This window comes from Sphaerisporangium sp. NBC_01403, assembly GCF_045040145.1.
Lineage (GTDB): Bacteria > Actinomycetota > Actinomycetes > Streptosporangiales > Streptosporangiaceae > Sphaerisporangium > Sphaerisporangium viridialbum.
In genome coordinates, this window is the sequence record NZ_CP109534.1 from 3,457,916 (window position 1) to 3,472,346 (window position 14,431).

11 protein-coding genes are annotated in these 14,431 nt (G+C 72.4%); 1 reads left to right on the forward strand and 10 read right to left on the reverse strand.

The genetic code is table 11. The annotated features are described in order from the left end of the window. Positions 1 to 171: 171 nt before the first annotated feature. Positions 172 to 1,719, reverse strand: coding sequence for an FAD-dependent monooxygenase (locus tag OG589_RS16000; protein ID WP_405149832.1), 1,548 nt, complete (start codon positions 1,717 to 1,719; stop codon positions 172 to 174). Between the two features lie 87 nt (positions 1,720 to 1,806). Between OG589_RS16000 and OG589_RS16005 the strand changes: the two genes are divergently transcribed. Next, complete coding sequence (locus tag OG589_RS16005; protein ID WP_405149834.1) at positions 1,807 to 2,448, forward strand: TetR family transcriptional regulator; 642 nt, start codon at positions 1,807 to 1,809, stop codon at positions 2,446 to 2,448. Between the two features lie 141 nt (positions 2,449 to 2,589). Here OG589_RS16005 and OG589_RS16010 read toward each other — a convergent pair whose 3' ends face one another. The 9 genes from OG589_RS16010 to OG589_RS16050 all read right to left on the reverse strand — a co-directional run bounded on the left by OG589_RS16010 (position 2,590) and on the right by OG589_RS16050 (position 14,398). Then, positions 2,590 to 3,975 (reverse strand): alkaline phosphatase family protein, encoded by a 1,386-nt coding sequence (locus OG589_RS16010; protein ID WP_405149836.1) that lies wholly within the window; start codon positions 3,973 to 3,975, stop codon positions 2,590 to 2,592. Beyond that, positions 3,972 to 5,186: a metabolite traffic protein EboE gene (gene eboE, locus OG589_RS16015; RefSeq protein ID WP_405149837.1), complete on the reverse strand. Its 1,215-nt coding sequence runs from the start codon at positions 5,184 to 5,186 to the stop codon at positions 3,972 to 3,974. The genes OG589_RS16010 and eboE overlap by 4 nt, the downstream gene beginning before the upstream one ends. A 33-nt stretch (positions 5,187 to 5,219) precedes the next feature. Continuing rightward, positions 5,220 to 6,074 carry a TatD family hydrolase gene (locus tag OG589_RS16020; protein WP_405149839.1) on the reverse strand — a complete coding sequence of 285 codons (855 nt, stop codon included), beginning with the start codon at positions 6,072 to 6,074 and terminating at the stop codon, positions 5,220 to 5,222. Positions 6,075 to 6,090: 16 nt separating this feature from the next. Continuing rightward, positions 6,091 to 6,762, reverse strand: a complete 672-nt coding sequence (locus OG589_RS16025) for an EboA domain-containing protein (RefSeq protein WP_405149841.1) — start codon at positions 6,760 to 6,762, stop codon at positions 6,091 to 6,093. Positions 6,763 to 6,793: 31 nt separating this feature from the next. Further along, complete coding sequence (locus OG589_RS16030) at positions 6,794 to 7,645, reverse strand: sugar phosphate isomerase/epimerase family protein (RefSeq protein ID WP_405149842.1); 852 nt, start codon at positions 7,643 to 7,645, stop codon at positions 6,794 to 6,796. Further along, positions 7,642 to 8,535, reverse strand: a complete 894-nt coding sequence (locus OG589_RS16035) for an SCO3242 family prenyltransferase (protein WP_405149844.1) — start codon at positions 8,533 to 8,535, stop codon at positions 7,642 to 7,644. The genes OG589_RS16030 and OG589_RS16035 overlap by 4 nt, the downstream gene beginning before the upstream one ends. Beyond that, on the reverse strand, positions 8,532 to 9,719 hold the full coding sequence (locus tag OG589_RS16040; protein WP_405149845.1) for an inositol-3-phosphate synthase: 1,188 nt from the start codon (positions 9,717 to 9,719) through the stop codon (positions 8,532 to 8,534). Before OG589_RS16040 ends, OG589_RS16035 begins: the two co-directional genes overlap by 4 nt. Before the next feature lie 188 nt (positions 9,720 to 9,907). Continuing rightward, positions 9,908 to 11,428, reverse strand: coding sequence for a ThuA domain-containing protein (locus OG589_RS16045; protein WP_405149847.1), 1,521 nt, complete (start codon positions 11,426 to 11,428; stop codon positions 9,908 to 9,910). 141 nt (positions 11,429 to 11,569) lie between these two features. Then, positions 11,570 to 14,398: a carbohydrate-binding protein gene (locus tag OG589_RS16050; protein ID WP_405149849.1), complete on the reverse strand. Its 2,829-nt coding sequence runs from the start codon at positions 14,396 to 14,398 to the stop codon at positions 11,570 to 11,572. Between the last annotated feature and the right edge of the window lie 33 nt (positions 14,399 to 14,431).

Sequence of the window (14,431 nt, forward strand, 5' to 3'; positions counted from 1 at the left end):
AAGCACCGCTGTGGCGGAGAAAGGGAGGGCGGCGCGACCGGACGCGAAGCACCGCTGTGACGGAGGGCGACGCGACCGGACGCGAAGCACCGCTGTGACGGGGCAAGGGAGGGCGACGCGGCCGCACGCGAAGCACCGCTGTGACGGCGCAAGGGAGGACGTTGCTCGTGGTCAGGGTAGGGGGGACAGGTGCTCGGTGATGGCGGCCGGCAGGGTGGCGCGGCAGGTGGCGGAGTCGTCGGCGGCCCAGCAGGGGTAACCGTCGGGGCGGAACAGCAGGGCGGCGGCGCCGAGGTCCTCGGTGCATTTGGCATGGACCAGGTCGATCCGGCTGGCGAGCCGGATATCGGCCGGGACGATCCCGGCCAGGTCGAGCAGGACGGCCTGCCCGGCACCGAACAGGGCCGACAGCCGAGTGGGCCCGGCGTCGGTGACCAGGTCGGCGTCCGGCACCCGCCGTCCGGCGACCGGGTGCCCGCCGGGCAGGTCGTAGCCGAGCGACAGGCCGGACATCAGGCCCGCGAGGTGACGGTTGGTGTCCGGCAACCGCAGCAGGTCGACGAAGATGTCGCGCAGCGCGGCCACGTCCTCGCTCGGCCGGGGATCGGCCAGGACCCGCTGCGCCGACGTGTGGTGCAGCACCTGGGTGCCCACCGGATGCCGTTCGGTGTCGTAGGTGTCCAACAGGCCGTCCGGCGCGCGGCCCTGGACGGTCGCGGCCAGCTTCCAGCCAAGGTTGATCGCGTCCTGCACGCCGAGGTTCAGGCCCTGGCCGCCGAGCGGCGGGTGGATGTGCGCGGCGTCCCCGGCGAACAGCACGCGGCCCGCGCGGTAGCACTCCAGCTGGCGGGTGGCGTCGGTGAAACGCGAGGAGTTGTCCACCCCGCTCAGCACGGTCTCCTCGCCGTACAGGGCCCGCAGCGCGGCGGCGATCTCCTCCTCGCCGACCGGAGTGTCGCGGGTGAGGTCCGTCTGGTCCTCGCGGCCGAAGGTGAACCTGTAGCGGTCGCCGCCGATCGGGGCCAGCATGCTCCAGTAGCCGTTCGCCTGGCGGGTGAGGCCGCTGATGTGCCCGATCCGCTCCGGCACCAGCGATGACGCGGCGGACAGCCGGATGTCGGTCAGCACCGCCAGATAGGTCCCGGGTCTGCCCGGAAACGGCAGCCCGAGCAGCTTGCGGACCGTGCTGCGGGCCCCGTCGCACCCGACCAGGTAACGCGCCCGTACCCGGAATCCGCCCGCGGTCACGGTGACACCCGCCCCGCCCGAGGTCACGGTGCAGGGCTCCCCCGGCTCGCCCGCATTCATGCCGTCACCGGGCTCGACCGCGGTGACCTCGGTGTCGCGGAGTATCCGCGCGCCACGGGCCACGGCGCGCTCCTCCAGCACCTCCTCGATCACCCACTGCGGGATCACGATGGGGTACGGGTGCCTGGTGCGCCAGGGGGTGCAGTCCAGCGGCACCGGAAGCATCGCGAAATGCCCGCCCACCGGATCGCGCGTCGTGGCCCGGGCCCGCAACGGCTCCACCAGGCCGCGCAGCTCCAGCAGCTCGGCGGTGCGAGGCTGGATCGCGCCGCCTTTCACCTGCTCGATGCGCCGTGGCAGTTTCTCCAGCACCAGGGTGTCGACCCCCGCCAAGGCCAGCTCGAACGCGAGCATCAGCCCGGTCGGGCCGGCGCCCGCGATGGCGACTTCGGTCTCGATCTCCGTCAGCATTCTTTCGCACCCCTCGTCTCGACTGAGTGCAAATGTATACCAGGTGCAGAAAGAGCCCAAGTGCAGTTCGCTGTTACCATGGCCGCCGTGAGCGACGAACCCGGACTGCGCGAGCGCAAGAAGCGGCGGACTCATGCGGCGATCTCCGAGGCGGCGATCGCGCTGTTCCTTGAGCACGGCTTCGACCAGGTCTCGGTGTCCCAGGTGGCCGAGGCGGCCGAGGTGTCGAGGCGCACCCTCTTCGCGTACTTCCCGGCCAAGGAGGACCTCGTGGTCCACCGCCTCGCCGACCACGAGACCGAGGCCGCGCGCGTGGTGCGGGGCCGCCCGGCGGGCATCACGCCGCTGGCCGCGCTGCGCGAGCACTTCCTCGACGGGCTGCGCAGGCGCGACCCGATCACCGGGCTCAACGACCACCCCGCGGTGCGCGCGCTCCTGCGCATGATCCTCAACACCCCCGCCCTGGTCTCCCGCATGGAGCGGTTCAAGGCCACCGCCGAGCGCACCCTCGCCGAGGCGTTGCGCGAGACGGCGGAGGTCCCGCGGCTCACCGCCCGGCTGGCTTCCGCCCAGCTCGTCGCGGTGCAATGGTCGCTGGCGCTCGACAATGCCGAGCGGCTGGCGTCGGGCGAGACCGCCGAGGCGCGTTACCCGGGCGCGGTGAGCGACGCCGAGCACGCGTTCGCCCTCCTGGAGAACGGCCTGGGCCACCTGCCCCCGCACCAGTGAGGCGGCCCATGCGCGTGACACCTCGCCGGCGATCGGCGGACGCGGCGGACGAAGTCGCGGACGTCACCGACGGGCCTGGAGCAGAAAGCGGCCCGGAAGCCACGCCGAGGCAATGGCTTCCGGGCCGGTGTTCACGACGGGCTACGCGGTGATCCCCGCCAGGCGGAGGCAGAGGGACTTCACCTCGGTGGCGGCGTACGACTCCTGGTCGAGCGGCTCACTGCACAGCAGCACCGGGGCGTCGCGGAGGTCGCTGGGCAGGCGCCCGTGGCTGCCGCGTACGGGGGCCGGGTCCAGCGGGACGACCGGCATCGTGTAGCGGAAGCCCAGGGTCTTGCGGGCGAGCGCCATCCCGGCCTTGGCCTTGACGAACGGGTCCTCGGGGTTGAGGAACAGCTCGGCGGGGTCGTAGCCGGGCTTGCGGTGGATGTCGACCAGCCGGGCGAAGTCCGGGGCGAGGTCGTCGTCCAGCCAGTAGTAGTAGGTGAACCACGACTCGGGCGTGGCGACCGCCACCAGCTCACCGGCCCTAGCGTGGTCGAGGCCGTGCGCCGCCTTGCCCGCCTCGTCCAGCACCTCGTCGACGCCCGGCAGCGCGGACAGGATGGACCGCACCTTGGCCACGTCGGCGGGGTCCTTCACGTAGATGTGGGCGAGCTGGTGGTCGGCGACGGCGAACGCGCGCGAGGTCCAGGGGTCGAGGTACTCCATGCCGGCCTGCCGGTAGACCGACAGCAGGCCCTCCTGGCGCAGGACCCGGTTGATGTCGACCGGGCGGGAGACATCGGTGATGCCGTACTCCGACAGCACGACCGTCACCGCCCCCATGGCGTCCGCGTCGTCCAGCAGCGGCTTGAGCGCGGCGTCGATCTCGCGGGCGGCGGCCACGGCCTCCGGCCCCGACGGGCCGAACCGCTGCAGGTCGTAGTCGAGGTGGGGGATGTAGACGAGGGTCAGGTCCGGGTTCTCCCGGGCGAGCATGATCCGGGAGGCGTCCACGATCCACTGGCTGGACGCGATGCCCGCCTTGGGCCCCCAGTACGAGAACAGCGGGAAGCGGCCGAGCTCCCGGGTGAGGTCCACGCGCAGCGACGGCGGGGTGGTGTAGCAGTCGGGGCCCTTGCGGCCGTCGGCGTGGTAGATGGGCCGGGGTGTCACCGTGAAGTCGGTGGCGGCGCCCATGGCGTACCACCAGCAGATGTTGGCGACGCGGTAACCGGGGTGGACCCTGCGGGCGTCGTCCCAGATCTTGGGCCCCTCGACCAGGGCGTTGTGCTGGCGCCACAACAGGACCTCGCCGAGGTCGCGGAAGTACCAGCCGTTGCCGACGATCCCGTGGTCACGCGGCAGGGCACCGGTGAGCAGGGTCGACTGCACCGAGCAGGTCACGGCCGGGAGCACCGTCCCGAGCGGGGCGGGGCGGCCGAGCCGCGACAGGTTGGGCATGGATTCGAGCAGGCGGGGGGTCAGGCCGACCACGTCGATGACCACCAGCGGCCTCACGGCGCCGTTCGTTCCGATCGTCACGGGGTCTCCTCTTTCAGTCCGAGGTCGATGAGGCGGTCGCGCATCCAGGCGAGCTCCAGCGCGATCCCCTCCACCAGGGCCTCGTCGGTCTTGGGTCGTCGGTCTTCTGGCAGCGCCTGCCAGGTGTAGGTCTCCACCTCGACGTGGCGGGTCAGCGCCGAGGGCCCCGCGAGCAGCGTGCGCAGGGTCTCGTCCAGCACGCCCTGCGTCGAGGCGAGCGGCGGGGCCGGGGTGGCGTGCAGCGGGACGTGGAAGTGGACCCGCCAGGGCGCGTCGCCCGGCAGTTCCCCGCCGAGCGCCTCGCCGAGGTCGTCGGCCTGCAGCAGGCCGCCGCCGGGGGCCCCGCCCGGCTCGCGGGTCTGGTGGATGAAGCGCGGCTCGGCGAAGGCCGCGAGCGCCTCCCGGGACTCCGCGTCCGAGGGGTGGTCGACCTGGAGCGCGCACGACGCCTGGAGCTTCACCACCGGCAGGCCCGCCTCGGCCAGCCGCGCCACGGCCTCGCCTGGCTCCTCGAACTGCACGGCGAGATGGCAGGCGTCCAGGCAGACGCCGAGGTAGTCGTGGTCCGCCCCGCCCAGATGGTGCGCCGCCTGCGTCGTGTTCTCCACGACGCAGCCGGGCTCGGGCTCGAAGCCGACCCGGATCGTACGGCCCGTCGTGGCGGCCACCTCGGCGAGTCCCTCGGCGAGCCGGTCGAGCATGCGCGCCGCCGTGCCGGAACGCTCGGGCGTCCAGGGCGTGCGCCAGGCGAGCGGAAGGGTCGAGATGCTGCCCGACCGCACGTCGTCGGGTAGCAGGCCCGCGAGCACGCGGGCCAGGGCCAGCGTGTAGCCGAGCCTCGCCTCCGTGGTCCAGTCGGGGTGGTAGACGCGCAGCTTGGGCGACCCCGGCACGGCCGACCCGGCGTCGCTCTCGCCCTCGTAGTCGTGGAATCCCTGGTAGGGGAACCCGTTGAGGGTGACGACCTCCAGCCCGTGCCCGGCGAGCGCCTCCCGCAGCCGTACGGCCTCACCGGGCTCGGCGGTCAGCGCGTCGCAGACCGGCCGCGACAGCCACAGCCCGAGCCCGAGCCTCGGCACGCCGAGCCTCTCGCGCACCGGCCCCGCGTAGCGGCGGAGCTGGTCGAGCACTCCGGCCACGTCCTCGGCGGGATGGACGTTGGTGCAGTAGGCCACGTGGACCACCGAACCGTCCGGATGCCGGAACCTCATGACGAAGCCCCCCTCGCGTGATCGGCCGCGCGCCTAGTCACGGGGCGCCCCGCGGAGGATGCTGTTGCCCGCGTACTCCTGGCCGGCGGTCACGTCCGTGAGGTCCAGGCGGCCGCTCTGGCCGTAGAAGGCGACGGGGTTGTCCCACAGGAGGGCCTCCGCCTCGGCCTCCGCGAACCCGGCGCCGAGCATGGCGTCGGCCACGGCCCGCGTCTTCAGCGGATCGCTGCGGCCCCAGTCGGCGGCCGAGTTGACCAGCGCCCGCTCCGGCCCGTACTCCTTGAGGATCGCGACCATCCTGGCCTCGTCCATCTTGGTGTCGGGGTAGACGGAGAAGCCCATCCAGCAGCCGCTCTCCTTCACCATGCCGACCGTCATCTCGTTGAGGTGGTCGACCAGCACCCGCTCGGGCGGCAGGCCGGACTCGCGGACGACGTCGAGCGTGCGCCTGGTGCCGGAGGCCTTGTCGCGGTGCGGGGTGTGGACGAGCACCGGGAGGTCGTGCTCGATGGCCAGGGCGAGCTGCCGCGCCAGCGCCTCGTCCTCGGCCGGGGTGATGTCGTCGTAGCCGATCTCGCCGACCGCGACGACGCGGTCCTTGGCGAGGTAGCGCGGGAGCAGGTCGAGCACCGGCCGCAGGCGCGGGTCGTTGGCCTCCTTGGGGTTCAGCGCGATCGTGCAGTGGTGGACGATGCCGAACTGCGCGGCGCGGTAGGGCTCCCAGCCGAGGAGCCCGTCGAAGTAGTCGGCGAACGTGTCGGGCGACGTGCGCGGCTGGCCCAGCCAGAAGGCCGGCTCGACCACGGCGCGCACCCCGGCCGCGTACATGCGCTCGTAGTCGTCGGTCGTGCGTGAGGTCATATGGATGTGCGGGTCGAAAATTCGCATGGTGGTTCCTCTTCGATCAGGCTGAAGCGTGCGGGTGGCCTTCGGCGAGCAGGGCGCGGACCTTGGTCAGCACGGCCGGGTGGCGTTCCACCAGCGGCCACACGTCCGGGGGCACCTCGCGCCCGGCCATCAGGCGCTCCTGCGCGTAGTCGGCCAGCATCCTGGCCAGCTCCTCGTCCGCCCGCCGGTCGAGCCCGGCGACGGCGCTGAGCGGCACCCCGATGAACACGCACTTCAGCACGGCCTGCCTGTAGGAGTGATCGGGCAGGTGCTCCGCCGCGTAGGGGCCGAGGGCGGCCGCCACGAGCCGGGCGTCGTTGGTGCGCAGCGCGTCCCGCACGATCGGCAGCCCCGCGTCGCCGAGCGCCCGCCCGGCGGCGAGCGCGGGCAGCGCCTTGAGCACGGCGAGCCGCTCGGCGGCGTCCCCGTGGGCGTACAGCTCGAACAGGGTGCGTCCGAGCGGTGCCCCTGTCGAGGGCAGCGCGAGCAGCAGCTCGGCCCGCACCGCCTGGTCGACCGTCCAGCCGGGCTCGCCGGGGATCGGGCCCCGGCCGCAGGCCCGCCCGGCCGCGGGGAACAGCGCGGCGAGCGCCGCCTCGTCCTCGCGGACGCGTTCCGTGGACGCCTTCAGCCAGCGGGCGCCCGCCTCACCCAGGTCAGGCCCGGGTACGTATGACGTGGTCATCATGGTCTCCCACCTCTCACGGCTCGGCTTTCCTTCACTGCGCCACTCCCAGGCCGGGTGGCTCCAGCTCGCGCAGAAAGCGCAGGGAATGCGCGGCGACCAGGGGCGCGGCGTGGCTGTGCCGCGGCAGCTCCACGCTCACCAGGCCCCGGTACCCGGTCTCGTCCAGCGCGGCGAGGACCGGCGGAAAGTCGATCTCCCCCTCGCCGAACTCCAGGTGCTCGTGCACGCCGCGCCGCATGTCCTCGATCTGCACGTTGACCAGGTGCGGCCCCGCCCTGCGCACGCAGTCGGGCACCGGGTCGGGCTCAAGGCAGCGGCAGTGGCCGATGTCCAGGGTCAGGCCGAGCCGTTCGGGTCTTCCCGCCAGCTCGTGCAGGCGCTCGAACCCGGCGATGGTGTCGACGAGCATGCCGGGCTCCGGTTCGAAGCCGAGCGTGACGTCGCGGGCGCCCGCCTCGCCCAGCACGGCCGCGACCCCGGCGACCAGGTTGCGCCAGGCCTCCTCCTCGCCCACCTCGGGAGGACGGATCCCGCTCCAGAAGGAGACGGCCTCCGCGCCGAGGTCGGCGCCGATGCGCACGGCGCGCAGCAGCAGGTCGACGCGGGCCGCCGCCGCCTCCGGGGGGTGGAGCAGCGTCGGATGGTGCTTGCGGAGCGGGTCGATGACGTAGCGCCCGCCCGTCTCGATCACCACGGACAGGTCGAGGTCGCGCAGCCGCTTGGCGACCCGGTCCACCTGGTGGCCGATGTCGGCCGCGTAGGGGTCCAGATGCCCGGCGTCCAGGGTCAGCGCGACGCCGTCGTATCCCATGTCGGCCAGCACGACGAGAGCCTCGTCCAGGCGGTGGTTGCTGAAGCCGTTGGTGCCGTAGCCGAATCTCACGTCGGGGAGACCTTTCTCGACAGCTTCCTGGCCAGGGGATGGGCCGCCGCGAGCGCGACGGCCGTGGCGAGCCCCCCGCGTCCGGCGGTGAGCGCGGCCTGCAGGGGCAGCAACCCGAGGATGCTCTGACCCACGGCCGCCCGGGTGCGCCCCGCGTCGGGGTGGCGGGCGGCGTCGAGCTGCGCCCGGCCCACCAGCCCCGCGTACGCCGCCGTGAGCCCGAACCCGGCCAGCTTGCGCAATGCGAGCGCGCCCGGACGCACGGGGGCGACGGCGGATGCGGTGACGGTGGAGACGTGGACGGCCGCGAGGCCGGTGGCGACGGCTGTCGCGGTGAGGGCGGTGGCGGACCTGGCCTTCGATCCTCCCCCGACCTCGCCCCGGCTCAGCGCGGTGACGCCATAGGTGTGCGCGGCCACGGCGCCCGCCGCGAGCATGCGCGCCTTCCCCTCTCCGGGAGAGGCGCCCGACGTGCCTCCGAGGACCACGTCCAGCCCGCGCGCGGCGGCCATCGCCAGCGGGCCGGCGGCCGTGTCCTTCAGGGCGAGGTCGTAGGCCCACACGACGGCGGCCAGGCCGGTGGCGACGCCGAGGGCTCCGCGCCCGCCGGTCCTGGCGGCGGCCACCAGGCCCAGCGCGGTCAGCCCGGCGGCGAGGCCGAGCGCCTGGCCCGGCCGCACGCGCCCCGACGGGATCGGCCGCTCGGGCCGTTCGACGGCGTCCAGGTCGCGGTCGGCGTAGTCGTTCAGCGCCATGCCCGCCCAGTACAGGCAGACCGACGACAGCGCGAGGCCCGGCCTGACCGACCCTCCGGCGGAGACGTCGCCGGGCACGGTGAGCGCGGCGGGGGCCCGGACCAGTTCGGCCAGCGTCGCGAGGTCGACGGTCACGAGAGTGCCCCGGCGAAGGCGCGGAGCAGCTCGTACTGGCTCTGGAGGCGGTGCTCGTCCAGGGCGATGGGGTCCTTGAAGAAGAAGCCCAGCTCCTTGACGGCCCCCGAGCGGCCGCGCTCGTGCGCGCGGGCCATCAGCCTGGCGAGGTCCAGCACCAGGGGCGCGGCGAGCGCCGAATCGCAGCCCTGCCAGGTGAACTGCAGCGTCATCCGCACGCCGAGGAAGCCCTCGAAGGTGATGTGGTCCCAGGCGGTCTTCCAGTCGCCGAGGTGCGGCACGTGGTCGATGTGGGTCTGGCCCTCGACCTGATGGCCGAGTATGCCGGGCAGCGCCCGGTCCTTGGAGATCCGCTTGCTCTCCCCGGCTGCGGGGTCGGCCAGGGTGGCGCCGTCGCCCCCGCCGAGCAGGTTCGTCCCCGACCACGACCGCACGGCGAGAGCGCGGTCGGCGAACATCGGGGCCAGCGCCGTCTTGACCAGGGTCTCCCCCGTCTTGGCGTCACGGCCGGCGTACGGGACGCCCTGCGTGCGGGCCAGCTCGTCCAGCGCGGGGAGTGAAACGCCGGTGGAGGGGGTGAAGTCGACGTACGCGCAACCCGCGCTGAGCGCGGCGAAGGCGTACAGCGAGCTGGGCGGCAGCACGTTCCCCGGGAGTTCCAGGGCGCTGGTCAGCGCCGCGAGGCTCTGGTGCGCCGGGTGCGGCCGGGCGGGCGGCTCGGTGGAGGCGACGTGGATCACGACCACCCGGGCGAGGCCCCGGCGCTCGCGGAAGTCGCTGATGTCGCGGACGAGCCTGCGGGCGATGGCGGCCTGGGTCTCCTCCCCGGCCTCCTCGCCGATCTCCGTGCCCGCCATGGAACCGGGCCGCTCTCCGGCGGCGATGCCGGGCCGGACCTCCGCGTCCGCCGCCTCGAGGTCCTGGCGTACGAGCTCGGCGAGCGGCGGGGGGATGACCCCGGCGCGGCTGAGCTCCTCGGCCCTCTTGGGCAGCGGCGTGCTCGCGATGTCGTGGCCGCCGAAGACCAGCCGGTCCAGCGGCGGCAGTCCCGCTGCCGCGAAGTCGGACCCCTCCGTCACGCATCCGATGGGCGCCGCGAGGCCGGACCGTAACGCCGCCGCCCCGGTGACGACCGTGGTGGCCACCGATCCCCGTGCCCCGACCAGCCAGACTCCGACGTCCATCAGCTTCTCCTTCTTCTCACGAGCCGGCCGCCGACTGGCCGGCCTCTTGCGGTGGAGCAGAGAGGGTCTCCGCCCCGGCTCCCATCGCCGGGACGCCCGTGGGACCCGGACATCCGTATGCCCGGAACACCACCGATGCCCGGAACACCCAAATGAGGGCGTTCCGGGCAGAGATCACCTCTACGTTATTACTTGGTGATCGTGAAGGTGTCCACGTCGAACAGGGATCCCCCGTTACCGGTGAAGACCAGGAACACCGGTCCCGACGCCGAACCGCTCAGCGTCGTGGACACGTTCTGGAAGGTGTCGAAGCTGCCGGTCGACGGAACCGTGACCGTGCCCAGCAGCGTGCCCGTCTGCGAGCCCGAGCGGACCTGGATCGCCCCGCCCGCGCCGCCCGAGGAGATGCGGGCCGTGAACCCGGTCGCCCCGGCCGTGCTCACCGACGCGTACCCGGCCCAGTCGCCGTTGTCGATGTAGCCGACCGTCTTGCCGCCGCTGGCGCCCGCGTGGTTCGCGACCTGCACGCCCGACTGCGAGGTGTACGACTCGCCCTCCACCGGGGTGGGGGCGGTGGTCTTGGTCAGCGAGAAGGTGTCCACGTCGAACAGCGAGCCGGCGCCGCCGGTGAAGGTCAGGAACAGCGACCCCGTCCCCGAACCGTTCAGCGTCGTCGTCACGTTCTGGAAGTTCTCCCAGCCTCCGGTCGAGGGAACGTTCACCGAGCCGAGCACGGGCCCGGTCTGCGAGCCCGAGCGGATCTGGATCGTGCCGCCCGGCCCGCCCGAGGAGATGCGGGCCGTGAACCCGGTCGCCCCGACCGTGCTCACCGACGCGTACCCGGCCCAGTCGCCGTTGTCGATGTAGCCGAGCGTGTTACCGCCGCTCGCGCCCGCGTGGCCCGCCGCCTGCACGCCCGACTGCGACGTGAACGACTCCGCCTCGATCGTGCCGCCCGGAGGGGGGCCGGTCGGCGGGGCGCAGTTGGCCGTGACCATGCCCGCCGTGTACCTGATGCCGCCGAGCAGCAGCGCCCGGTAGGCCGGGTCCGCGTAGGACTCGATCGTGTGCCCGAGACCGGTGTAGAACGACCGGCCGGACGCCTGCGGGTGACACCAGGTGATCGGGTGGTCCCCGCTCATCTCGCCGCCGGTGTAGCTGCCCTCGTCCAGGCTCTGCAGCACGTGGACGGTCGACCGGGGGTTGGTGCGGTAGTTGTACCACTCGTCGGTCCGCGACCACGTGGCCGCGAGGCCCGAGGTGGCGGGGTGCGTGCGGTCCTCGTTCTTGACCGTCGCCTGCTGGATCGCCGGGTGGCTCTTGAACCAGGCGCCGACCAGCTGGCCGTAGTACGGCCAGTCGTACTCGGTGTCGGCGGCGGCGTGGATGCCGACGTAGCCGCCGCCACCGTTGACGTACGAGGTGAAGGCCGTCTGCTGGGCGTCGTTGAGCACGTCGCCGGTCGTGCTGAGGAAGACGACCGTCTTGAACTGCGCGAGGTTGGCCGTGGTGAAGGCCGTGGCGTCCTCGGTGGCGGTGACGGTGAAGTTGTTCGCGGTGCCGAGGTCGCGGATCGTCTGGATGCCGGTGGGGATGGAGTCGTGCCGGAACCCGGCGGTCTTGGAGAAGACCAGCACCTTGTAGGCGGGGTCCGCCGCGTGGGCGGCAGTGGGTGCGAACTGGGTGACGATCAGGGTGGCGGCGATCACTGCCAGACCACCCCGTAGGGCGCGGAGCATGGCTGTCCTTTCGTCTACGGCTCGCCCGGCGCGAGGTGACCCCCGCGCCGGGCTGGCCGATCCGGGCGGCGCGGGCCCCTTCCCGGAGCCCGCGCCGTTCCGGCAGTGCCGCTAGCGGGTGATGGTGAAGGTGTCGATGTCGAACAGCGAGCCGCTGCCGCCGGTGAACGACAGGAACAGCGGTCCGGTCGCCGTGCCGGTCAGCGTGGTCGACACCGTCGTGAAGTTGTCGAAGCTGCCGGTGTTGGCGACGTTGACCGAACCGAGGAGGGTGCCGGTCTGCGAGCCGGAGCGGATCTGGATGGTGCCGCCGGGGCCGCCGGAGGACACCCGGGCCGAGAAGGTCTTCGCGCCCTGGGTGTTCACCTGCGAGTACCCGGCCCAGTCGCCGTTGTCGATGTAGCCGAGCGTCAGGCCGCCGCTGGCGCCCGCGTGGCCGGCCGTCTGCACGCCCGACTGCGAGGTGAAGGCCTCGCCCTCGGTCGTGGTGGAGCCGCCGGTGCCGGTGTTGAGGGTGTAGGCGTCGAGGTCGAACAGGTTGCCCTGGCCGGTCACGCCCTTGAACACCAGGTACAGCGTCGTGGTGCCGGCCGGGACGTTGGTGAGGTTCCCGGTGACGTTCACGAAGGTGTCCCAGCTGCCGGTGTTGGCGACGTTGACCGACCCGAGCAGGGTGCCGGTCGCCGAACCCGCCCGCACCTCCAGCGTGCCGCCGGCGCCGCCGGAGGAGACCCTCGCGGTGATGCTCTGGGCGTTGGAGACGTTGTAGGGCGTGAAGGAGATCCAGTCGCCGTTGTCGGTGAAGCCGACGGTCTTGGCGCCCTCGGCCCCGGCGTGGTCGGCGGTCTGGATGCCGTTCTGCGCGCCGAAGTGCTCGGCCTGGCGGTGCCTCGGCTGGAGCGTGCGGGTGCTGGTCGAGGTCAGGCCGCCCTTGTCGGTGTAGGAGGCGGTGAAGACGCCGAAGATGTTCGCCGCCGCGTCGTGCTCACCGTCGACCGGGACCGCGATGGATCCGCTGCAGCCGGTCTTGGAGGTGATCTGGTGAGCGTGGCTGTCGTGACCGAGGCTGTAGGTGACCGTCACCTTGCTGCAGTCGATCGTGCCGTCCTCCGGGTCGCTGACGCTGACCTGGAAGGGCACGGTGTCGCCGAAGGAGAACAGCTGGCCGTCGACCGGCTGCGTGAGCGTCACGGTGGGGGCGGTGTTGCCGACGCTCACGATGACGCTCGCGGTCCCGGTCAGCCCCTGGGGGTCCTTGACGGTCAGCGTCGCCGTGTAGGTGCCGTTGGTGGTGTAGGTGTACGTGGGGTTGGCCGCGGTGGAGGTGGCGCCGTTGCCGAAGTTCCACGAGTAGGTCAGCGCGCCGCCCTCGGGGTCGGAGCTGCCGGCCGAGGAGAAGGTCACGGCGAGCGGGCTGGGACCCGAGGTCTTGTTGGCGGACGCCTTGGCGATCGGGTTGCGGTTGGTCCCGCCGATGTACTCGATCCGCCAGAGGGCCTGGTTGTTGCTGCCGGTGCCGTAGTCGAGCACGTACAGCGCGCCGTCCGGGCCGAAGGCCATGTCCATGACCTGCGTGCCGGTCCAGGGGAAGGCCCCGATGTCACCGGGGCTGCCGTCCGCGTTGACCTGAATGGCCTTGATCCACCTGCGGCCGTACTCGCCGGCGAAGAACCTGCCGTCCAGGGACTGCGGGAACTTGATGGCGGAGTTCAGCGAGGCGTCGTACCGGTAGACCGGACCGCCCATCGGTGACTCGGAGCCGCCGCCGAACTCCGGCGGGGAGCCGGCCTCGCCGCCGTACCTGATCCAGCTCGGCTTGGCCGCGGGCAGCTTGGCCACGCCGGTGTTGCGGAAGGACGCGTTGGTCGCCCCGCCCGCGCAGTCGAACTTCGCCCCTGAGGGGCCGCTGGGGAAGGTGTACTTGTTGTAGGTCTCGGCGGTGGTGTTCGTGCCGGTGCAGTACGGCCAGCCGAAGTTGCCCGCGCTGGTGATCCGGTTGAACTCCACCTGGCCGCCCGGGCCTCGGTTCGGGTCAGGACCGCCGGCGTCCGGGCCGTAGTCACCCAGGTAGACGATGCCGGTGGCCTTGTCGACCGACATGCGGAACGGGTTGCGGAAACCCATGCCGTAGATCTCGGGCCGCGTCTTGGCCGTCCCCGGCGGGAACAGGTTGCCCGAGGGGATGGTGTAGGTGCCGTTGGCCTCCGGGTGGATGCGCAGGAGCTTGCCGCGCAGGTCGTTGCTGTTGGCGGAGGACCGCTGCGCGTCGAACTGCGGGTTGCGGTCGGTGCGCTCGTCGAGCGGCGAGTACGAGTTGGACTCGAACGGGTTGGTGTCGTCACCCGTGGTGAGGTACAGGTTGCCCGCCGCGTCGAAGTCGATGTCGCCGCCGACGTGGCAGCACTGGCCGCGGTCGTTGGCGACCTGGAGCACGACCTTCTCGCTGGCCATGTTGAGCGTGTCGTCGGCGTTCAGGGTGAAGCGCGACAGGTTCAGGTTGCCCTTCCACGCGTCGAACTGCGCCTGCGTGCCGCTGGTCGGCGCGTCACCGTCCGGCGTGCTCAGCCTGGGCGAGTAGTACAGCCAGACGTAGCGGTTGGTCGCGAAGCCCGGGTCGACCGCGACGCCCTGCAGGCCCTCTTCGTCGTGGGTGTAGACGTTGAGCTTGCCGGCCTGCTTGGTGCTGCCGGCCGAGGTGGTGACCCGCACTGTGCCGTCACGGGCGGTGTGGATCACCGAGCGGTTGGGGAGCACCGCGAGGGACATGGCCTCGCCGAGCGCCGCGCCTCCGGTGGCCAGGTTGACCTGCTGGTAGTCGGAGGCCGGGATCACGGAGGCGTTCGCCGCCGGGCCGGTGGCCGAGACCGTCGCCAGGCCGCCGGAGATTACCAGCGTGACCGAGGCGAGTAGTCGTGTCCACGACCGAGGACGTGGTGACATGGGGGGTCCTTTCCTGACTTGGGGGGTCAGTCA

Bases quoted from the DNA above. Each gene is read 5' to 3' on its own strand.
- OG589_RS16050 (WP_405149849.1), bottom strand. From the start codon at position 14,398: ATGTCACCACGTCCTCGGTCGTGGACACGACTACTCGCCTCGGTCACG.
- OG589_RS16000 (WP_405149832.1), bottom strand. From the start codon at position 1,719: ATGCTGACGGAGATCGAGACCGAAGTCGCCATCGCGGGCGCCGGCCCG.
- OG589_RS16020 (WP_405149839.1), bottom strand. From the start codon at position 6,074: ATGCGAATTTTCGACCCGCACATCCATATGACCTCACGCACGACCGAC.
- OG589_RS16040 (WP_405149845.1), bottom strand. From the start codon at position 9,719: ATGGACGTCGGAGTCTGGCTGGTCGGGGCACGGGGATCGGTGGCCACC.
- eboE (WP_405149837.1), bottom strand. From the start codon at position 5,186: ATGAGGTTCCGGCATCCGGACGGTTCGGTGGTCCACGTGGCCTACTGC.
- OG589_RS16025 (WP_405149841.1), bottom strand. From the start codon at position 6,762: ATGATGACCACGTCATACGTACCCGGGCCTGACCTGGGTGAGGCGGGC.